18 protein-coding genes are annotated in these 19980 nt (G+C 62.0%); 9 read left to right on the forward strand and 9 right to left on the reverse strand.

Annotation, left to right across the window (positions count from 1 at the left end; translation table 11 throughout):
* Positions 1–51 precede the first annotated feature (51 nt).
* The 3 genes from ACEN2T_RS18425 to ACEN2T_RS18435 form a co-directional block, all read right to left on the reverse strand.
* Positions 52–663, reverse strand: coding sequence for a 3'-5' exonuclease (locus ACEN2T_RS18425; RefSeq protein WP_032884626.1), 612 nt, complete (start codon positions 661–663; stop codon positions 52–54).
* Between the two features lie 42 nt (positions 664–705).
* Positions 706–1182 carry a LabA-like NYN domain-containing protein gene (locus ACEN2T_RS18430; protein ID WP_032884625.1) on the reverse strand — a complete coding sequence of 159 codons (477 nt, stop codon included), beginning with the start codon at positions 1180–1182 and terminating at the stop codon, positions 706–708.
* 117 nt (positions 1183–1299) lie between these two features.
* Positions 1300–2049, reverse strand: a complete 750-nt coding sequence (locus ACEN2T_RS18435) for a DUF2076 domain-containing protein (RefSeq protein WP_122681744.1) — start codon at positions 2047–2049, stop codon at positions 1300–1302.
* 180 nt (positions 2050–2229) lie between these two features.
* On the opposite strand from ACEN2T_RS18435, the gene ACEN2T_RS18440 reads away from it, so the two are divergent.
* Together ACEN2T_RS18440 and ACEN2T_RS18445 are read left to right on the forward strand one after the other, a co-directional pair.
* Positions 2230–2889: a YciC family protein gene (locus tag ACEN2T_RS18440; RefSeq protein WP_032884770.1), complete on the forward strand. Its 660-nt coding sequence runs from the start codon at positions 2230–2232 to the stop codon at positions 2887–2889.
* Positions 2890–2929: 40 nt separating this feature from the next.
* On the forward strand, positions 2930–4018 hold the full coding sequence (locus tag ACEN2T_RS18445; RefSeq protein ID WP_032884623.1) for an endonuclease/exonuclease/phosphatase family protein: 1089 nt from the start codon (positions 2930–2932) through the stop codon (positions 4016–4018).
* A gap of 124 nt (positions 4019–4142) precedes the next feature.
* Here ACEN2T_RS18445 and hrpB read toward each other — a convergent pair whose 3' ends face one another.
* The gene (gene hrpB, locus ACEN2T_RS18450; RefSeq protein WP_442117289.1) at positions 4143–6650 is read right to left on the reverse strand and encodes an ATP-dependent helicase HrpB; all 2508 of its coding nucleotides are present in this window, start codon (positions 6648–6650) and stop codon (positions 4143–4145) included.
* Between the two features lie 110 nt (positions 6651–6760).
* On the opposite strand from hrpB, the gene ACEN2T_RS18455 reads away from it, so the two are divergent.
* Together ACEN2T_RS18455 and ACEN2T_RS18460 are read left to right on the forward strand one after the other, a co-directional pair.
* The gene (locus tag ACEN2T_RS18455) at positions 6761–7180 is read left to right on the forward strand and encodes a hypothetical protein (RefSeq protein WP_032884621.1); all 420 of its coding nucleotides are present in this window, start codon (positions 6761–6763) and stop codon (positions 7178–7180) included.
* Between the two features lie 9 nt (positions 7181–7189).
* Positions 7190–8083, forward strand: a complete 894-nt coding sequence (locus ACEN2T_RS18460) for a cation diffusion facilitator family transporter (protein WP_032884620.1) — start codon at positions 7190–7192, stop codon at positions 8081–8083.
* On the opposite strand, the gene ACEN2T_RS18465 is transcribed toward ACEN2T_RS18460, so the two are convergent.
* A complete protein-coding gene (locus ACEN2T_RS18465) occupies positions 8080–9153 on the reverse strand; it encodes a DUF6515 family protein (protein WP_181640289.1) in 1074 nt (357 codons plus the stop codon). The genes ACEN2T_RS18460 and ACEN2T_RS18465 overlap by 4 nt on opposite strands.
* 416 nt (positions 9154–9569) lie before the next feature.
* On the opposite strand from ACEN2T_RS18465, the gene ACEN2T_RS18470 reads away from it, so the two are divergent.
* Both ACEN2T_RS18470 and ACEN2T_RS18475 read left to right on the forward strand, forming a co-directional pair.
* A complete protein-coding gene (locus tag ACEN2T_RS18470; protein ID WP_003176264.1) occupies positions 9570–10049 on the forward strand; it encodes an Lrp/AsnC family transcriptional regulator in 480 nt (159 codons plus the stop codon).
* Between the two features lie 196 nt (positions 10050–10245).
* Positions 10246–10455, forward strand: a complete 210-nt coding sequence (locus ACEN2T_RS18475; RefSeq protein ID WP_032884769.1) for a DUF2788 domain-containing protein — start codon at positions 10246–10248, stop codon at positions 10453–10455.
* Here ACEN2T_RS18475 and ACEN2T_RS18480 read toward each other — a convergent pair.
* From ACEN2T_RS18480 to ACEN2T_RS18495, 4 genes are all read right to left on the reverse strand, one after another.
* A complete protein-coding gene (locus tag ACEN2T_RS18480; RefSeq protein WP_095186216.1) occupies positions 10450–11085 on the reverse strand; it encodes a pseudouridine synthase in 636 nt (211 codons plus the stop codon). The two genes, ACEN2T_RS18475 and ACEN2T_RS18480, sit on opposite strands and share 6 nt — an antisense overlap.
* Positions 11086–11157: 72 nt before the next feature.
* The gene (amn, locus tag ACEN2T_RS18485; RefSeq protein WP_163033266.1) at positions 11158–12630 is read right to left on the reverse strand and encodes an AMP nucleosidase; all 1473 of its coding nucleotides are present in this window, start codon (positions 12628–12630) and stop codon (positions 11158–11160) included.
* 195 nt (positions 12631–12825) lie between these two features.
* Entirely contained in the window at positions 12826–14481 is a 1656-nt protein-coding gene (locus ACEN2T_RS18490) for an acyl-CoA dehydrogenase family protein (RefSeq protein ID WP_442117290.1), read from the reverse strand.
* Between the two features lie 68 nt (positions 14482–14549).
* Positions 14550–16940 carry a hybrid sensor histidine kinase/response regulator gene (locus ACEN2T_RS18495; protein WP_442117291.1) on the reverse strand — a complete coding sequence of 797 codons (2391 nt, stop codon included), beginning with the start codon at positions 16938–16940 and terminating at the stop codon, positions 14550–14552.
* 275 nt (positions 16941–17215) lie between these two features.
* On the opposite strand from ACEN2T_RS18495, the gene ACEN2T_RS18500 reads away from it, so the two are divergent.
* Genes ACEN2T_RS18500 through hemL form a run of 3 tightly spaced genes read left to right on the forward strand, consistent with a single transcriptional unit; the run spans position 17216 to position 19969 of the window.
* Positions 17216–18013: a hydroxymethylpyrimidine/phosphomethylpyrimidine kinase gene (locus ACEN2T_RS18500; RefSeq protein ID WP_032884614.1), complete on the forward strand. Its 798-nt coding sequence runs from the start codon at positions 17216–17218 to the stop codon at positions 18011–18013.
* 31 nt (positions 18014–18044) lie between these two features.
* Entirely contained in the window at positions 18045–18668 is a 624-nt protein-coding gene (gene thiE, locus ACEN2T_RS18505) for a thiamine phosphate synthase (RefSeq protein WP_032884613.1), read from the forward strand.
* A 17-nt stretch (positions 18669–18685) separates the two neighbouring features.
* Positions 18686–19969 (forward strand): glutamate-1-semialdehyde 2,1-aminomutase, encoded by a 1284-nt coding sequence (hemL, locus tag ACEN2T_RS18510; protein ID WP_442117292.1) that lies wholly within the window; start codon positions 18686–18688, stop codon positions 19967–19969.
* Positions 19970–19980: the final 11 nt, after the last annotated feature.

Raw genomic sequence — 19980 nt, forward strand, 5'->3', positions numbered from 1 at the left:
CAAGTCGAACCGTCGCACCGCCCCTCCCACATGTTGAACGGCGTTGTTGTGTCAGAACCCGCGATGCTTCTTCAAATGCTCATTGATCTTCGCCGCCGGCACTTTCTGCAAAGTGCACAGCAGGTCGTGGGACAGTTCGCGCAAGCCGTGGGTACGCCGCAGTTCCTGGGCCAGGTGCGCCGTGAGGTTGGCCGCCATTTCCGCATCCGCCAGCGCTCGGTGAGCCTGGCCGGTGTGGGGCAGTTTCGCGTAGGTGTTGAGGGTGCCGAGCTTGTGGTTTGGTGCCGATGGCATCAGACGACGTGCCAGCAACAGCGAGCAGGCGAATTTCTGCAAACGCGTCCGGCGAATCAACCCCAGCTCGTAATCCCAGAACTTCTGGTCGAACGCGGCGTTATGCGCCATCAAGGGCGTGGTGCCGACGAATTCGTTGACCTCATTCATCACCCGCTCGGCCGGCGGGGCGCTGCGCAGCATGGCGTTGCTGATGCCGGTGAGTTGTTCGATAAAGCCCGGTACGCGCACACCTGCGTTCATCAGGCTCTGGTAGCGGTCCACGATCTGGCCGCGTTCGAGGATAACCACCGCGATTTCCGTGGCCCGGCAGTGGCTGCTCGGGGTGATGCCGGTGGTTTCAAAGTCGATGACCGCTATACGTTCCAAACCTGTTCCAACTCCGTCTAACAATTGATTGAGCCGCAGCGCTTATTTGAGCAGCAGCGCGCCTTCGATCGGCACATAGCGGCTGGCGGCGCGTATCAGTGAGTTGGCCGTCAGCCCGGGCACGCCGTAGGCCACGGCTTCAACCCCATGCTTTTGAATGATGCGTTCGAGCAGCATGTCGAAGTCCCCGTCACCGGAGGCCAGTACCACTTCGTCGACGTGGTCGGCGGCGTCCATGATGTCGAGGGTGATGCCCACGTCCCAGTCGCCCTTGGCCGAGCCGTCACTGCGTTGGATGTACGGTTTGAGTTTTACCGTAAACCCCAGGTTGCGCAGGATCTGCTGGAATTGCTGCTGCTTGCTGTCGCCACGGTCGATGGCATAGGCGTACGCCTCGACGATCTGCCCGCGGGAGCTGATGTCTGCCCACAGGGCGGCATAGTTGAAGTGGCAGCCATACGCCTGGCGGACGGTGTAGTAGAGGTTTTGTACATCGGCGAACACTGCAATTTTCTTCACCGCACTTCCTCATGACAGCCAGGCGCCTGGGCCCGGAAAGGGTGCCAGTATGCCAGCCGCGAGAAAGTTTCCGGAAAAAATCAGACCGGGACGCCGCAGCGCCCCGGACCGGGAGTGTCAGACGAAGGAGTCGTCGTCGCCAAAGGAGGAGGAATCGTCGGAATAATCGCTGTCGGCGAAGCTGTCCGAGTTATTGCCGCCCCAGTTGTCATTGCCGGCGAACTTCTGGTCGTCATTGCCCCAGTTGCCGTTGTCACTGGCGGGCGCCGGCTCTTCACGGATTATTTCTTCCACGACCTGCGGCTGTTGCGAATTGTGATTGAACAGGCTGCTGATGCCTTCTGCCAGCAACACACCACCGGCCACGCCAGCGGCGGTTTTCATCGCGCCACCGAGAAAGCCGCTGCCCATGGGCGCGGCGGCGGGTGGTTGTTGTGGTTGTTGATAGTTTTGCTGCGGCGCGGACTGGCCGCCGAACGAAGGCCGCGCTGGCTCGCGCCAGCCACCGCCCGAATTGCCCGGAGCGCTCGACGCCGGTTGCGCGTCACGGGAACCGCCGCCGCCAAAGATGCTCGACAGGAAACCACCGCTGCTCGCCGGGGCTGGTTGCGCAGACTTGGCCCGCTGCAACTCATCCTGCAATTGCTGGATCTGCTGCGCCTGTTGCTTATTCTGCGCGTCGAGACTCTTGAGCGCGTGTTCCTGCACCAGGATCGACTGCGTCATGTAGTACCCGGCGGCCGGTTGGCGAGTCATATGCTCCTTGATCCGCGCTTCGGCCTGGGCGTCGCGGGGGGCTGAGTCCGTTTCGGCTTGCTGCAACCGTGAAAACAGTCCATCGATCAGGGTTTGCTCTTCGCTGTTCATGGCGACCTCGTTAGATTGCCGGTAGAAATTCTGGTCCCGCCTGTGATCAGGTCAGGTGCCTTCCAATTATGGGGGTGTTACGAGTTGTTTCAATGGTCTTTACTCAAGGTTTACGTTTGTGACCCTCTGACCGTGATCGGTTAAAGTGTCGCCCTTGTTTCCAGGCCTGCGATGAACCTGATGAATCCGTTAGACGTATTGCGCGACTCCCTCCGTTTTACCCGCAGCAACCTGGGCGCGATCGTCCAGTTATGCCTGCCGCTGGTGATTCTCGAAGCCTTGCTGCAACAGATACTGGACCACACGCTGGGCGCGGATGCGTTTCCCGGTTACAGCGTAGTGGTGGGCTTATTGGTGTACCCGCTGTACACCGGCGCCTTGATTCTGTTCCTCGACGCGCGCACCCGTGGTGAGTCGCCGCGCACCAAAGATGTCTGGGCCATGTCGCTGGCTCTGTGGCCGCGCTTCGCCCTGCTGACGGCCATGAGCACCCTGTTGATCCTGCTGGGCCTGTCGCTGTATTTCCTGCCTGGCCTGTGGCTGATGGTGGTGCTGGCGTTTGCCGAGTACCTGCTGGTGCTGCGCGGCATGCCGGCGCTGGAGGCGATGAAGGAAAGTTTCCGTCTGACCCGTGGGCATTTCTGGCGGATCCTGGTGTGCCTGCTGTGCGTCATGACCCCGCTGTGGCTGCTTAAAGGCGCCAGCCTCGCGGCGTATCCCAACCCGGCGCCGCTGCTGGGGCTGTTGATGGACAGTGCCCACAGCTTCCTGCAGTTGTTCACCAGCGTGGTGCTGTTCCGTTTATTCATGCTGATCGGTGGCGATGCCGACGCGCGGTGATATGCTCCGTGCCATTCCTGAAACGCTATAAGCCGAGCCGATGACCCGTTTATTGCGCATCACCTTGCTGGGCCTGCTGATCATCGCAGGCGTGCTCACCGCCCTGATCTACAGCCTGACCTGGCGCCCCGCGCCTAAGGAAACCTTGCCGGTGAGCTGCGTTGCGCCCCGCGCGCCGACGCTGCTGCCAGGGCAGGCGCTCAAGGTTATGACGTGGAACGTGCAATACCTGGCCGGCAAGAACTACGTGTTCTGGTATGACACCCCCGACGGCAGCGGCCCGGACGACCGCCCCACCGTGGAAGACATGGCTGTGAGCCTGGATGAAGTGGCGCGGGTGATTCGCGACGAACAGCCCGACATCCTGCTGTTGCAGGAACTCGACGAAAACGCCAAGCCCTCCCATTACCAGGACCAACTTGCCTTGTTGCAGGAGCGCCTGGTCGACCTCTATCCATGCAGCGCCCAGGCCTTCGACTGGAAGGCCGACTTTGTGCCCGACCTGCATATCTTCGGCAGCGTCGGCCGAAAACTCGCGACCCTCAGCCGCTACCAGATCGAACACGCCGAGCGCCTGCAATTGCCGGTGCCGGACGCCAACTTCATCAGTCGCCAATTCCAGCCCAAGCCAGCGTTGCTGTTGACCTACCTGCCACTGAGCGACGGCGGCCAACTGGCCGTCCTCAACACCCGCCTGGACGGCGACGCGCCGGGACGCAGCGCCGTACAGGAGCAAGTGCAAGCCACCGTAAAGTTACTGGATAAATTCGAAGGCCGTGGCACGCCCTGGCTGATCGGCGGTGATTTCAACCTGCTGCCACTGGGGCAATTCCTGCGTTTGGATGCGGGTAAGCGCGGGCAGTATTCGCCGGACAGTGAGCTGCATCTGTTGTGGGATAAGTACCCGATGATCCCGAGCAACAGCCAATCCAGCGGGATTGATCGTGAGAAATGGCTGACGCATTTTCCCAATGACCCGAGCATCGATGGCCCGGATCGCACCCTGGATTACCTGTTCTACAGCCCAAGGATCAAGCGAGTGGAGGCCAAGGTACGGCAGGAGGATACGTTGCGTATTTCCAACCATTTGCCGGTGATTGCGCGCTTCCTGCTGCCCGCTGCGCAATAACTGACACACAAAACTAATGTGGGAGGGGGCTTGCCCCCGATAGCGGTGTGTCAGTCAACTCATCTGTAACTGGCCCACAGTCATCGAGGGCAAGCCCCCTCCCACATTTGGATCTCTATCACGCTTACTTTCGGGGTTTGATCCTCGCGGTCGGCTCTGCGATCAACGGATCATCCGGCCAATAGTGCTTGGGGTACCGGCCCTTCAAATCCTTCTTCACCTCGGCGTACGTACTGCGCCAGAAGTTCGCCAGATCCTGCGTTACCTGCACCGGCCGCCGCGCCGGGGACAATAGGTGCAACTTCACCACCTGACGCCCGCCCGCAATCCTTGGCGTATCCGCCAGCCCGAACAATTCCTGCAAGCGCACCGCCAGGATCGGCGGTTGTTCGCTGTAATCCAACCGCACCGATGACCCCGATGGCACCTTCACATGCTGCGGCGCCAGCTCGTCCAGGCGCTGGGGCAGCGGCCAGGGTAAGAGGTTGTGCAGGTAGCTGGAGATATCCAGGTTGGCGAAATGGCTCAGGCGCGAGACCTTGCCCAAGTAGGGCATCAGCCAGTGTTCCAGGTCGGCGAGCAAGGCGCTGTCGCTGATGTCGGGCCAGTCGCTGATTTTGCCGACGTCCAGTTGGCGCAGCAGCATGACGCGGGACTGCCATTGGCGCAGCTCAGGCGTCCACGGCAACAACTCCAGGCCTTTGCGCCGCACCAGATTGACCAGCGCCTGGCTGCGTGCGTTTTCGTCGAGACCGGTGAGAGGTTCGCGGCTGAGCACCAGTTCGCCGACTTTGCGCTGGCGCTCGGCACGCAGCACGCCTTCGCGTTCGTCCCAATCCAACTGGTCGACGTTGCGCACTTGCTCGGAGAGTACCGAGTCGAACAGTGCCGGATCAAAATCCGCCGCCAAGTAGATGCGTTCTTCGCGCTGGCCCTGGCGGCTGCCAAGGTCGGCGATGACCAGCCAGGGTTGTTTCATCAGGCTGTCGGCTTCGGCGAACAGCGCCGCGCGGCCGTTGGCCAGGCGGTATTCGGCACCGCCGGGGCGACGTTGCTGGGCGACACGGTCCGGGTAGGCCAGCGCCAGCAACGCACCGAGCCAGCGCGGGTGATCGGGGTCGGGCACCGGTTGGGTCGCCTGGCCTCTTAAATAGCTGCGATATTGCCGCGCCAATTGCTTGGCCCGCTGCACACCGCCTTGGGTTCCGCGCGCCCGCTCTTCGCCGGACAGCAGGGCCAGACGACTGTGCAAATCCGCGCCGCCACCGCGCAAGATATCGCGCTCACCCAGCAAGGCGGCGACATCACAGGCGGTGGCCGCCAACCCCAAGTCCTGCCCGCGCAACAGCAAGTGGGCAATGCGCGGATGGGCCGGCAGCTCGGCCATTTTCTGGCCGTGGGCGGTGAGTGTGTCTTCGTTTAATGCACCGAGGCGTTGCAACAAATCCTGGGCCTGGGCATACGCGGCGGTCGGCGGCAGATCCAGCCACACCAGTTGCGTGGGAGTGACGCCCCAGCGCGCCAGCTGCAAGGCGAGGCCGGCGAGGTCGGCCGCAAGGATTTCCGCACTGCCATACGCGGCCAGCCCTTCATGCTGGTCTTCGGACCACAACCGATAACACACCCCCGGTTCCAAGCGCCCTGCCCGACCGGCGCGCTGGGTGGCGCTGGCGCGGGAGATACGCTGGGTGTCGAGGCGGGTCATGCCGCTGCCGGGGTCGAAACGCGGCACGCGCGCCAACCCGGCGTCGATCACCACGCGTACGCCGTTGATGGTCAGGCTGGTCTCGGCGATGTTGGTAGCCAGTACGACTTTGCGTTTACCAGCGGGTGCCGGGTCGATGGCGGCGCGTTGGGCATTCAGGTCCAGCTCGCCATGCAGGGGGCACAACAGCACATCAGGGCGATCACCCAGCGCGTCGACCAGTTGCTGGTGGACCCGCCGAATCTCGGCTTGCCCCGGCAGAAACACCAACACGCTGCCGGTCTCGTCATGCACGGCTTCGAGGATAGTCTGCACCACACGCGGCTCGATAAATTCACCGGCCTGGTACGGCCGGCCCCAGCGCATCTGCACCGGGAACATGCGCCCTTCACTGCGCAGGATCGGCGCGTCATCCAACAGGCTGGCCAGGCGCTCGCCTTCAAGGGTCGCAGACATCAGCAGGATTTTCAGCGGTTGCTCGTCGCGAAACAACTCGCGGCCGTTGAGGCTCAAGGCCAGCGCCAGGTCGGCGTCGAGGCTGCGTTCGTGAAACTCGTCAAAGATCAGCAGGCCCACGCCGTCCAGCGCCGGGTCGTCCTGCAGGCGGCGCGTGAGGATGCCTTCGGTGACGACTTCGATGCGGGTGTTGGGGCCGACTTTGCTGTCGAGGCGGATGCGGTAGCCGACGGTTTCACCGACCTTTTCGCCCAGCTCGCTGGCCAGACGTTCGGCGGCGGCGCGAGCGGCCAAACGCCGGGGTTCGAGCATCAGGATGGTCTGCCCGGCCAGCCAGGGTTCATTCAATAGGGCCAAGGGCACACGGGTGGTTTTACCGGCGCCGGGTGGCGCTTCCAGCACGGCTTCATGGCGATTCGCCAAGGCGTCACGCAGGGCGGGTAAAACATCATCGATCGGCAACGAATTCATACTGGCTCCAAAGCAGAGCGGCGAGTATAACGGCGAACTGCCGGATGCCGACGATGGTCTCAATGGCAGTGCTATATAGTCCCCTATCAACCGTGTTCAGGAGAGTCTTCATGCGTATCGCTTCCCGTGTCATCGGCGGTGTCCTCGCCGTCACCCTGCTGAGCCAACTGACGGCCTGCGGTTCGATTTTCTACCCGGACCGTCGTGGCCAGATCGACGGCAAGATCGACCCGGCCATCGCCGTGCTCGATGCCGTAGGCCTGTTGTTCTACGTGATCCCTGGCTTGATCGCGTTCGGCGTCGACTTCGCCACGGGCGCGATCTATTTCGAACCCGGCAAGACGGCCCAGGTCGCCCCGGAAAAACTCCAGGAAGCTATCGGCGCCGACGGCAAGGTCGACAACGCCAAGCTGCAAAGCATCATCCAGAAAGAAACCGGCCGCACCCTGCCGCTCGACGACCCACGCATGATCCAGTTCAAGGGCAGCGTGCAACAACTTGCGTCCCTGGGCCTGCAACCCGCCGCCTAAGGAACGTTTATGACCAGCAGTCCCGAACACGCCCGGCTGTTACGCCTGGCCACCCGCGCCTCGGTGGGCGTGGCCTGTGCGCTGATCGTCACAAAGGCCATCGCCTGGTGGCTCAGCGGCTCGGTGAGCATGCTCGCCGGGTTGACTGACTCACTGCTCGATGGCGTGACCTCGCTGCTGAACCTGCTGGCGGTCCATTACGCCCTGCGCCCAGCCGATGACGATCACCGTTACGGCCACGGCAAGGCGGAGTCGCTGGCGGGCATGGCCCAGGCGTTGTTTATCGGTGGTAGTGCGGTGCTGATCGCCTTGCAGGCCTACGAGCGTTTGCAGCATCCGGAACCGGTCGGCGCGCCGTGGCTGAGCATTGGGGTGATCGTGTTTTCCCTGGCGCTGACCGTGGCACTGCTGATGCTGCAACACCGAGTTGTGCGCGAAACCGGCTCCAATGCCGTGCGGGCGGACTCGTTGCACTATCGCTCGGACTTGCTGCTCAACGGCAGCATCCTCGTGGCGCTGGTGCTGGCGGGCATGGGTTTTCATCAGTTCGACGCTTGGTTCGGCCTGGGCATCGCCGCCTACATTTTGTGGAGCGCGATCCAGATCGCCAAGGAAAGCTTTGCGGTGTTGATGGACGAGGAACTGCCGCCGGACGTCAGCCAGCACATGCTGGAACTGGCGCGCGGCGTGCCGGGGGTGCTGGGTGCCCATGACTTGCGCACGCGCATCTCCGGCAACCATTGGTTTGTGCAGTTGCACCTGGAGCTGCCAGGGGAGTTGACGCTGTCAGTGGCCCACGGCATCAGCGACCAGGCCGCCGATGCCATTCACGCCGCCTACCCGCGTGCCGAAGTGCTGGTGCACGCCGACCCACGAGAAGTGGTCACGGGCGCCAAGGCCTAGTACTGCACCTGATACCCGCGACTGCTCAGGCAGTTGCCCTGGGCCTGGCGGTAGGTTTGCACCACCGCTGGGTCAGGGGCGTAGGTGGCCGCCTGCGGGTCGAAGCCGCTTTGTTGCACCGCCCAGCGATAACAGTCGTAACCGTCCTGCTGGACTTGCGCCGGTGACTGCCCGTTGGCGGGATAGGCCACCACGTCATAGCCATTGCCTTGCGGTGCTGGCTGCGGCGCCGGCACTTGCGCCGGCGGTTGCACCACCACGTATTGCTGGGTGCTTTGTTCGTAGGCGTAGTAAGCGCCAGCGGCGAGGAACAACAGCGAGCCACCGACCCAGACTTCGCGCGCATAGTCCGGCAAGTAATGCACCCGAATCCCATACGGCGGCGCCACGACTACATAGCGCGGGCCTTGAGGGCGGTACCAGTAGCCGCCGGAGAAGAAGTAATCCTGGCCACGGTACGGCACGCGGTAATTGCGGTCGGGGAAGCGGTCGACGATATAACCGGGACGATATTGCGGGCCAGGGCCCCAGCCGTTGCCATGCCCATCGGGACGGCCTGGCCAACGGTTATCGCCAGGATGGCCGTTGTTGTAACCGCCGCCGTTGTTGCCCGGACGTGAACCGGGACCACCGGCCTCCCAATGCTGGTTGCCGTCGTTACGACGCGGGATGTCACGGTAGTAACCCTGGCGTGGCTCCTGGGTCTGGCGCACGGTATCGGGGCGGCTCTGGATCGGCAGGTTATTCGCAGGCTGCGGTGCTGGCCGAGGCTGTTCGGCACCTTGCGGGCGAGCTTGTCCCTGTCCGCCACCGTGCTGTTGTTGCTCGGCGCGATCAAAATGCGGGTTCTGTGGACGCGGCTGATTGTTTTCGGGCCGTGGTTGATTGTTCTGAGGCTGCGGGCGCGGCTGGTTATTTTGCGGGCGCGGCTGTTCGTTACCCTGCCGACCACGCTCCGCCCCTCTTTCATGCTGGCCGCCCGCTTCAGGGCGTTGCTCTTCAGCCATCACTTGCGTGCCGACGGTGACCACCAGCAAACCAACACCTGCCATACGCCAGATGCGCTTCATGCTATTCCTCACTGCGGATTAGGGCTTGAACATGAGACTGGAAAAGCCTCGCCCGGTTCTGAGACAGGTTATCAGTCACGAGAACAATTTTCTTAAGGCAAAAGAAAAGGGGTGACCCGTCGGCCACCCCTTGAGAACTTCGTCCATGCTCAACGCTTTTGACGTTGGCTCACCTCACGCCGTCTTGTGGACAGTGTGCAGCCTGGAGGCCGGCTCAACCCTGCTGGGGTGGCGGCCGCAGCAGGCCTGATTGGGCGAGCTGCTGTGGACTGTTGTCCAGGCGGTGATTCTGTTGATAAAGATACCCGCCAGCGCCCGACAGATGATTGCGAAGATTGCGTCAATAAACAGTGCTTGCGCAATTTTTAACCCTTCATGGATAATTCGCCGCAATAGTTACGACAAAGGCCAACCCAATGAGCAAGCTTGACCGATACGACCTGAGTATTTTGGCGGAATTGCAGCGCGACGCGAGGATCTCCAACCAGGAGTTGGCCGAGCGCATCGGCTTGTCGCCGTCGCCGTGCTCGCGCCGGGTCAAGCAGTTGGAGGACGACGGCTACATCTCCCGCCAGGTCGCCCTGCTCGACCGCAAGATGCTCGGCCTGAGCCTCACCGCCTATGTACTGATCGGTATGGACCGGCATACACCGGAGCGCTTCGAGAATTTCGAAGCAGCCATCCGCACCTTGCCCCAGGTGCTGGAGTGCAGTTTGGTGACGGGGATGGATGCTGACTATCAGTTGAAAGTGGTGGTGCCGGACATGGATCACTACCAGAAGCTGCTGCTGGGCCACCTCACTCGCATTGAAGGCGTGACCAGCGTCCGGTCGAGCTTTGTGCTGAACCAGGTGCTCAACAGCACCGAATTGCCGCTGACCCACCTGCGTACTTAAGATCGGTGAAGGTCAACTGTGGGAGGGGGCTTGCTCCCGATGACGGTGTGTCAGCCACAGATTAGCTGACTGACACACCGCCATCCGGAGCAAGCCCCCTCCCACATTTGGAACGCACTTCGATCCAGGTCAATGTTGCGTCTGTAGCACTGCCGTATACTTGCCGCCTGCCCCGTCGGAAGCCCCCATGAATAACATCGACCCCGCACTCTTCGAAGAATGGATGATGACCGGCCTGGTCACCGTCCTGATCATTTTCATGGGCTTTATCGTCTGGGACCTGGCGAAGAAATCCAAGGCCGGGCGCTTTGGTTCGTTCATCCTGTTTTTCGTGCTGGGCCTGGGCGTGGCCGCGTTCATCATCAAGAGCGTGGTGATCGGCCTCATCGAGTCCGGCGCTTTATAAACGCGCGGGTACTTCCTTCCATTGGCCTTGGTCCAGGCCGTCGATTGTCCAATCGCCAATACGCACCCGTACCAGACGCAAGGTCGGCAGGCCCACGGCGGCGGTCATGCGTCGCACCTGGCGGTTACGCCCCTCTCGAATCACCAGTTCAAGCCAGTAAGTCGGTAGGTTTTTGCGAAAGCGTACCGGCGGGTTGCGTGGCCATAACTCAGGCTCGTCCAAACGCCGGGCCTCGGCGGGCAAGGTTTTGCCGTCGTTGAGTTCTACTCCGTCGCGCAGGCGTTGCAGTAATGCTTCGGTGGGTTCGCCTTCCACCTGCACCCAGTACGTTTTCGCCAGTTTGTGCTTGGGATCGGCAATACGCGCCTGCAACTGGCCATCGTTGGTCAGCAGCAAGAGGCCTTCGCTGTCACGGTCCAGGCGGCCTGCCGGGTAAATGCCGGGGATGTCGATAAAGTCCTTGAGCGTCGCGCGCCCGCCTTCGTCGCTGAACTGGGTCAGCACATCGAAGGGTTTATTGAACAGGACCAACTTCGGCTCGGCAGGTGGCGCCTTGGCAACACGGCGCGCAGCAGAATACGGAGGTTTCACGCCAGGGCGGCGCGAATCGGGGCGAGTAGGACGGGACATGGCAAAAGGAACATCTAACGGTCAGGACCGACAATGCTAGTGGCCTGACCGCTAAATGACCATCCCAACCGCTTAGCGGAACGGCGGCTCGTCGAAGCTGCGCAGCTTGCGCGAGTGCAGCGAGTTGAGTTCGGTGCGCAACAGGTCCACCGCCTCGATGCCAATCTTCAAGTGCTGGCTGACCGCACGTTCGTAGAACGCGTTGGCCGAACCCGGCAATTTGATCTCACTGTGCAGCGGCTTGTCCGACACACACAACAACGTGCCGTACGGTACGCGCAAGCGGTAGCCCTGGGCGGCGATGGTGCCGCTTTCCATGTCCACCGCCACGGCGCGGGACAAGTTGATCAATGGCCGTTCCTGGGCCCAGCGCAGTTCCCAGTTGCGATCGTCGTAGGTCAGCACGGTGCCGGTGCGCAGGCGCTTTTTCAGCTCTTCGCCTTTTTCGCCGGTGACGTTGGCGGCGGCTTGCTGCAAGGCCATCTGCACTTCGGCCAGGGCCGGGATCGGAATGTTCGGCGGCACCACGCGGTCGAGAATCCCGTCGCGGCGCATATAGGCGTGGGCCAGTACGTAGTCGCCAATGGTCTGGGATTGGCGCAGGCCGCCGCAGTGGCCAATCATCAGCCAGCAATGCGGACGCAGCACGGCCAGGTGGTCAGTGATGTTCTTGGCGTTGGACGGGCCGACGCCGATGTTCACCAGCGTTACGCCGTGACCATCGCTGGCCTGCAGGTGATAGGCCGGCATCTGATAGCGATGCCAGACCACGCCCGCGGCAATGGCCGATGCTTCGCCGTGGTCCATGCTCTTATCGATCACCACGTTGCCCGGCAGCACCATGCGGATAAAGCGCGGGTCGCTGCGCAGTTGCTCCAGGCCATGCAGGATGAACTGGTCGACATAACGGTGGTAGTTGGTGAGCAGGATCCATGGCTGCACATGGCGCCAGTCGCTGCCGGTGTAATGCACCAGGCGGCGCAGGGAGAAGTCCACACGCGCTGCATCGAACAGTGCAAGGGGTAGCGGGTCGGTGTTTTCCCAGTCGTAGAGGCCGTCGGCGATCCCATCGGTGGCGGCCGACAGATCCGTGCTGGGGAACACACGGGCCAGGGTGGCCGCGGTTACGCCAGAGCCGGCCAGTTCGTCGCCCTGCTCTACCACGTACGGGTACGGAATGTTCTGCTGGCTGACGCCCACTTCCACCGTCACGGTGAAGTCGTGCATCAGCGGCACCAATTGTTCCAGCAAATACTTACGAAACGCCGCCGGATGGGTGACGGTAACGCTGTAGGTCCCTGGTAGCTGGACCTTGGCATACGCCCGGGTAGTCTGTGGGACTTCGCCGTGGCAATGGTAGGTCAGGCGCAATTCTGGATAACGAAACAACGCGCGTTGTGCGGCGTCGGGTTCGACGCGGTCCTTGAGGTATTGCTTGAGGGCTTGATTGAGCGCGCCGGTAGCCCGCTCATGCAGGGCCGCCAGCCGATCCACGGCCTCTTCGGCGGTTTGAACGACAACAAAAGCTTCGGTCACGGTAAGCATCCTGTGTTCTGACTTGCAGGCCTTTATCTTGCCTGTATCCCTGTCAGACGCAAACCTTGAATTGGAGTGCCCTCCCAAGATGGCTGCAATCCCTGTGGGAGGGGGCTTGCTCCCGATAGCGGTGGGTCAGTTTATAGATAGGCTGACGGACACTCAGCCATCGGGAGCAAGCCCCCTCCCACATTTGGACCGTGTCTATTCAGAGACATTGGGGCTTGAGCGCGCGACGATGGCCCCGACATCGACGCCACGCGGCAAGGTGCCGTAGACGCGGCCAGACGACTCGCCCAAACGACTGGCGATAAACCCATCGCTGACCGCCCCATGACCGGCCTCCAGCAATAACTTGGCCTGCAGTGCCACGGCGATGTCCTCAGTCAACTGCCGCGCGCGATACTGAATGTCCTGGGTGTCCATGAACGCCGACTTCAGTTGTTCGATGTGCCGCGCCAGCTGCTTATCGCCATGCCCGTCACCGAGTTCGACAAACAGCGCTTCCAGCACGCCGGGCTCTTTGGACAGAGCGCGCAGCACGTCCAGGCACTGCACATTGCCGGAACCTTCCCACGTCGAATTTACCGGTGCCTCACGGTACAAGCGCGGCAGGATACTGTCCTCGACATAACCCGCGCCGCCCATGCACTCGGCGGCTTCGTTGATCATCGCCGGGGCGCGCTTGCAGATCCAATATTTGCCCACCGCTGTCACCAGCCGGGCGAATTTGGCCTCCCGCTCATCACCCAGATTATCCAGGGCGCAGCCCATGCGCATGCTCAAGGCCAGCGAGGCTTCGCTTTCCAGGGCCAGGTCGGCCAGCACGTTTTGCATCAGCGGTTGCTCACTGAGTACACGGCCACCTACCAAACGATGGGCGCAATGATGACTGGCCTGGGTCAACGCCTGGCGCATCAAGGCGCTGGAGCCGACCATGCAGTCAAAGCGGGTCATGGCGACCATCTCGATGATGGTCGGCACGCCACGACCTTCTTCGCCGATCATCCAGGCCAGGGCACCGCGAAACTCCACTTCGCTAGAGGCGTTGGAGCAGTTACCGAGCTTGTTTTTAAGGCGCTGGATATAGAACTCGTTGCGCGTGTCATCCGGGCGGTGCCGAGGCAGTAGGAAACAGGTCAGGCCCTTGTCGGTCTGAGCCAGCGTCAGGAACGCATCGCACATCGGTGCCGAGCAGAACCACTTATGCCCCACCAGCTCATAAGCTTGCCCTGGACCGCCGGCGCCTACCGGATACGCGCGAGTGGTATTGGCCCGCACATCGGTGCCGCCCTGTTTTTCGGTCATGGCCATGCCGATGGTGGCGCCGGTCTTATGGGCGATACCGACATTGCGCGGGTCATATTCGGTGCTGAGGATTTTCGGCAACCACGTCTTCGCCAGGTCCGATTGCAGGCGCAGGGCCGGGACGCAGGCGAAGGTCATGGTCAGCGGGCAGCCAGTGCCGGCTTCGGCCTGGCTGTGGAGATAAGTCATCGCGGCCCGCGCCACATGAGCGCCGGACTGCGGGTGTGCCCACGGCAACGACGGCAGGCCGTGTTCGACGGCGATACGCATCAGTTCGTGGTAAGCAGGATGAAATTCCACCAGGTCGATGCGATGACCATAACGGTCATGGCTGTTGAACACGGGCTTGTTCTGGTTCGCCAGGAAACCGGCCGCCATCAACGGCCCTCCGGCCAGCGCGCCATAGGCATCGAGGCGCGCTTGCGCCCAGCCGGCACCAAAGCGGCGCGACCACTCTTGCAACGGCAGATCGATGCGGTAAAGGTTGGTGCCATCCAGGGATGGGGGCTGGTTAGTGACGTCGTGGGTTTCGGCGAACGGGTGCAGGTTCATGACGGGGCCTCATGGAAAAAGCCCCGTTGAGTTGAGGCCTGAATTTCAGTTAAGCACCGTCACCCGCCTTAAAAAAGTGACATACCCGCCGAATGCCCGGCGCTTTCACCCTCTTGCGGACACAGCACCCGGCGCTCCAACACGGCCCGCAAGGCCTCAAAGCGCACAGGCTTGGCGAGGCGGTCGGACACACCGATGCCATGACAGTGCTCGCGCTCAGACACATTCAGCGACGTGCTCAAGGCAATCACCGGCAACTCTGCACAGCCCGGCAGTGCACGGATCTGACAGCACAATGAGAAGCCGCCCTCAGGTATATCCAACACCACCGCGTCGAAATTGCCCCTCTGCAAGGCCGCTAATGCGCTCGGGCCGCTGTCCACGTTTTTCACTCGGTAACCGAGCTTGAGCAACATGCCGCGCACCACCAGTTGGCCGATGCTGTTGTCATCCACCAGCAGCACCGCGCAATCCTGAGGCGCGCGCTGCCGATCCGCCGCCGGTTTTGCTTCAGGCGCCACCGGGCTGACTTCCACTTCCAGTTGAAAACGACTGCCCTTGCTTGGCTCGGAATGGTGCGTGAGGCGCCCGCCCAACAGCTCGATCAATTGCCGGCAGATAGCCAGGCCGATACCCATGCCGCCGTATTCACGAGTCATGGAGCCATCGAGCTGGAAAAACCGCTGGTACAGGGTGGCCTCGTCGAGGAAGGCGAAGCCAATACCGGTGTCGGTCACAATAAAGCTCAGGCGCAAGCCACCGTCGCTGTGGGGCACGCCCACCACCCGCAGGCGCACGGCGCCTTCGTGGGTGAACTTGAATGCGTTGTCCAGCAGGCAATCCAGGCACTGGATAAGTTTGTCCGCGTCGCCCACCACGCGGTCCGGCAGTTCATCGGCCACATCGATGGAAAACGCCAAGCCTTTGGCTTGGGCGCTGGCGCTGAATTGCTGGCGCAAGGTGTCGAGCACGCCGCGCAGGCTGAACACCTGAAGCTGTGCACTGAGGCGCCCGGCCTGCAGTTCGGTGAGGGTCAGAATGCCGTTGACCATGCGCATCATGTCCCGCGCCGAGCCGGCGGCGGTTTGCTGGTATTGCGCGAGGTCGTCGTCCAGTGGCACGGTTTGCATCAACTCAAGGGAGCCGATCACGCCGTTCATAGGGGTGCGCAGTTCGTGGGTCAGGGTGGCGAGGAACTCATCCTTGAGCCGGTTGCTGCGGGCGAGTTGCTGGTTGAGCACTTCGAGCTTCTGGCTGGCGTCGAGCAGAATCTGCGCCTGTTGCTCACGCATGGCATTGATGCGATCAGCCAACGCCAGGGACAACAGCGCCACTTCAATCGCCGAGCCGATCTGGCTGGCGTACATCGTAAGGAACACATTGGGCAGGTAGCCCAGCACCATCAGCGTATTCACCACTCCGCCCAGCAGGAAGGCCGACCAAGCAATGATGAAATAGCGCGCCACCCGCTGCCCGCAGTACCAGGCCTTGATGGCGGCGACAAAGATAGTCACGGTAAACACCAACGCCAAGCCGGTAGCCAGGCGCAGCGCCAGGGCGTAGCTGGTCATCAGCGATAACAACATCACCACGGCACCGCAGGCCACCAACGCCAGCAGTAAGCGGTTGATCCAGCGACTGTGCTGCGCCGTATGCAGGAAGCTGCGCGCGAACAAGCTGCCAAACAACGCTGCCGCACCGATCAGGAACGGCGTCGCGGCATTCGCCCACCAGGGGTTGTTCGGCCAGAAATACTCCACTGCCGCGCCGTTGACCGACAACTGGTACATGCCGAACGAGGCGATATAGAAGATGTAATAGAGGTAGCTGGTGTCGCGCACGCTGAGGTAGATAAACAGGTTGTACACCAGCATCCCCAACAACACGCCGTAGATCAGGCCCAATACATACAAGCGCAGCGGCTGCTGTTCCAGGTAGGCGGTGCTGGACCAAAGGGTCAGCGGGGCCTGGATCGAGCCTTCGCTTTGCAGGCGCAGGTACACGGTTTTCGCCTCACCGGGGGTGAAATCGATCTTGAACAGGTAGTTGTTCTGGCGAATCTCACGGGCGGAAAACGGCAACGCATCCCCGGTGCGCCCGGCCAGGCGATAGTTGCCGGTGCTATCGGGCAGGTACAGGTCAAGGTGGTCCAGCGGCGGGTAGGCCAACTCCAGCAACCAAGTGCGTTGGGCCTCGGGGCTGTGGGGCAGGTAATGCAGGTTGACCTTGAGCCAGAACACCGAGCGTGAATAGCCGGCATTGAGGGTGTCTTTATCGTGGGGTTTGAATTGTCGGGCGGCGGAAGGCGCGCTGACATCGGCAATCGTGAGGGCATCGGTCGGGTCTTCGAGCACTTGCATGGCTCGGCCCAGTGCCAGGCTGCGGGTGTCCTGGTGGAACTCGATGGCGTTGGCGAGCATCGGCAGCCCGCACAACAATAAGATCAGCAAATAGCGCATAGAGCCCCAGCGTGGCCTGTCCGGTTATGTCAAAAGCCCCCATTCCTTTTGAGAAGACGTACACCGGCGATACAGTTAAGTTGTTTGGATCCACTTTAGCATAGCCGCTAAAGGCCATTGGACACCATTGAAATAATTTTCCTGAAGGCTCTAGGACAAGGCTTTCAGCACACTTTTGCGAGAAGAAAAGTGCCAAAAAAGCGTCGCCTCCTGGACAAAATTCAACCATCGGGCGAAGGCCACGCCAAAAGCGTTTGGTGGTAAGCTCGCGCACCATGAATATCTACAGCTCTCGCCCTGTTGTCCTCTGTCTCTCCGGCCATGATCCCAGTGGTGGCGCCGGCTTGCAGGCAGATATCGAAGCCCTGCTCGCCCAAGGGTGCCATGCGGCTCCGGCCGTTACTGCCCTGACCGTGCAGAACACCGTCAATGTCAGCGATTTTCGCGTGCTCGACCGCGAGTGGGTACTGGCCCAGGCCAATGCCGTGCTCGGCGATTCCGAAGTAGCGGCGGTCAAGTTGGGCATGCTCGGTTCCACCGCAATGGTCGACACCGTGGTCGAACTGCTGCAGGCGCATCCGCACCTGCCGGTGGTGTGCGACCCGGTGCTGCGTGCCGGCGGCGGCGGGAGCCTGGGCAAGGACGAAGTGGGCTACGCCATGCGCGAGCGGCTGCTGCCGTTGTCGCTGATTGCCACACCGAACCTGCCCGAAGCGCGCATTCTCGCCGAACTGCCCGAAGGCACCGCGGACGAATGCGCCGAAAAACTGCTGCCATTTATAAAGCATCTGTTGATCACCGGCGGACATGGCGACGAGCATGAAGTGCACAACCGCCTCTACAGCCGCGACGGCACGCACCAGACCTTTACCTGCCAGCGCCTGCCCGGCAGCTATCACGGTTCTGGCTGCACCCTGGCCAGCGCACTGGCCGGGCGGATCGCTCAGGGCGAAGGTCTGGTGAGCGCGGTGCAATCGGCGCTCAACTACACCTGGCGCACCCTGCGTGACGCTGAACAGCTCGGCCAGGGCCAGTTTGTACCGCGCCGGCTGCCGCTGGATTTCTGCTCGTAACTTCCTGCTCGAACATCAAGAGGCCTGCCCGATGAAACTACGTGGCCTTTACGCCATCACCGACAGCCAACTGTTGGCCGGCAAATTCCTCGCCTATGTGGAAGCGGCGTTGGACGGTGGCGTGACCCTGTTGCAGTACCGCGACAAAAGCAGCGACGAAGCTCGGCGCCTGCGTGAAGCCGAAAAGCTGCGTGAACTGTGCTCGCGCTACAAGACCCAACTGATCATCAACGATGACGCTGAGTTGGCCGCGCGCCTGGGCGTCGGCGTGCACCTGGGCCAGACCGACGGCCCACTGACACCGGCCCGTGCGCTGCTGGGCTCCAAAGCCATCATCGGCGCCACCTGCCACAGCCAGATTGAACTGGCCGAACAGGCCGCGCGCGAAGGCGCCAGTTACGTCGCCTTCGGTCGCTTCTTCAATTCCAATACCAAGCCTGGTGCACCTGCCGCCACCCTTGAAATGCTGGCTGAGGCCCGCAAGCGCCTGCACCTGCCGATCTGCGTGATCGGGGGCGTCACCCTGGAAAACGCCGAGCCCTTGGTGGCCCACGGTGCCGACTTACTGGCCGTGGTCCACGGCCTGTTCGGTGCCGACAGCACCCAGGAAGTCACGCGCCGCGCCCGCGCTTTCAACGCCTTAATCAAATCCTGAATTCAGAGAGCCCCACCATGTCTCGTTCCGAAACCCTGTTTGCCAATGCCCAGAAACACATCCCCGGCGGTGTGAACTCCCCCGTGCGTGCGTTCAAGAGCGTGGGCGGCACGCCGTTGTTCTTCAAGCATGCCGAAGGTGCCTACGTCACCGACGAAGATGATAAACGCTATGTAGATTACGTCGGTTCCTGGGGCCCGATGATCCTGGGCCACAGCCACCCGGACGTGCTGGATGCAGTGCGTAAACAGCTGGAGCACGGCTTGTCCTACGGCGCCCCTACCGCCATGGAAACCGAGATGGCTGACCTGGTGTGCTCAATCGTGCCGTCAATGGAAATGGTGCGCATGGTCAGCTCCGGCACCGAAGCCACCATGAGCGCGATTCGTCTGGCCCGTGGTTTCACCGGCCGCGACAGCATCATCAAGTTCGAAGGCTGCTACCACGGCCACTCCGACAGCCTGCTGGTAAAAGCCGGCTCCGGCCTTTTGACCCAAGGCGTGCCCAGCTCGGCCGGTGTGCCAGCGGCATTTGCAAAGCACACTCTGACGCTGCCGTTCAACGACATAGCCGCCGTCGAGCGGATGCTCAACGAAGTCGGCCAAGACGTGGCGTGCATCATTGTTGAGCCGGTGGCCGGCAACATGAACTGCGTACCACCTGCACCGGGTTTCCTCGAAGGCCTGCGCGAGCAGTGCGACAAGCATGGCGTGGTATTGATTTTTGATGAAGTGATGACCGGCTTCCGTGTCGCCCTTGGTGGTGCCCAGGCGCACTATGGCGTCACGCCTGACCTGAGCACCTTCGGCAAGATCATCGGCGGCGGCATGCCGGTAGGCTGCTTCGGCGGCAAACGCGAAATCATGCAGCACATCGCGCCACTGGGTCCGGTCTACCAGGCAGGCACGCTGTCGGGTAACCCGCTGGCTATGGCTGCCGGCCTGACCACGCTGCGTTTGATCAGCCGCCCGGGCTTTCATGCTGAGCTGACCGACTACACCACTCGCCTGCTGGACGGCCTGCAACAGCGCGCCGATGCGGCCGGCATCCCGTTTGTCACCACGCAGGCGGGGGGTATGTTCGGCCTGTACTTCAGCGGTGCGGACGATATCGTCACCTTTGATGACGTGATGAGCAGCGACGCCGACCTGTTCAAACGCTTCTTCCACCTGATGCTGGAAGGCGGCGTGTACCTGGCGCCGAGTGCCTTTGAAGCGGGCTTCACATCGATTGCCCATGGCGAAACCGAGTTGCAACTGACCCTGGACGCCGCCGAACGCGCATTCGCAGCCCTGAAATAAACGGTCGCAAC

The sequence above is a fragment of the Pseudomonas sp. W22_MBD1_FP4 genome (genome assembly GCF_052113765.1).
Lineage (GTDB): Bacteria > Pseudomonadota > Gammaproteobacteria > Pseudomonadales > Pseudomonadaceae > Aquipseudomonas > Aquipseudomonas sivasensis.